This window comes from Mesorhizobium sp. M0571, from assembly GCF_040320985.1.
Classification (GTDB): domain Bacteria; phylum Pseudomonadota; class Alphaproteobacteria; order Rhizobiales; family Rhizobiaceae; genus Mesorhizobium.
Genome location: NZ_JAMYQT010000169.1, coordinates 1 through 509 on the forward strand (window position 1 = coordinate 1; position 509 = coordinate 509).

Sequence of the window (509 nt, forward strand, 5' to 3'; positions counted from 1 at the left end):
GTGCAGCGGGTCATATCGACCCAAAAATTGCCGATCGATTTGCCTGAGGCCCTGGCAAAGCCGCGGATCAGTGCGACCGCAATGGCGACGCCGGTCGCCGCCGACAGGAAGTTCTGCACGGTCAAGCCGGCCATCTGCACGAGATAGGACATCGTGCTTTCGCCGCCGTAGTTCTGCCAGTTGGTGTTGGTCATGAAACTGGCGGCGGTGTTGAAGGCCAGCCCAGGTTCGACGGCGGTCATGCCGGCCGGATTATAGGGCAGGCCGCCTTGCAGCCGTTGCAGGAAATAGAGCACCAGGAAGCCGGCCAGGTTAAAGAACAGCAGGGCCGCCGCATAGGAGGTCCAGTGCTGCTCCTCGCGCTCGCTGGTCCCGGATATGCGGTAGAGCCCGCGCTCGAGCGGGGCCAGAATTGGCGACAGGAATGTGCGCTCGCCGCTGAAAACGCGATGCATGTAGCCGCCGAGCGGCTTCGCCAGCAAAACGACGATCCCGCAATAGACGAGGAT

1 protein-coding gene is annotated in these 509 nt (G+C 62.5%); it reads right to left on the reverse strand.

The genetic code is table 11. From position 1 onward, the window contains the following. A partial coding sequence (locus tag NKI85_RS37890; RefSeq protein ID WP_352781037.1) for a potassium-transporting ATPase subunit KdpA occupies window positions 1-509 on the reverse strand: 509 nt, incomplete at both ends.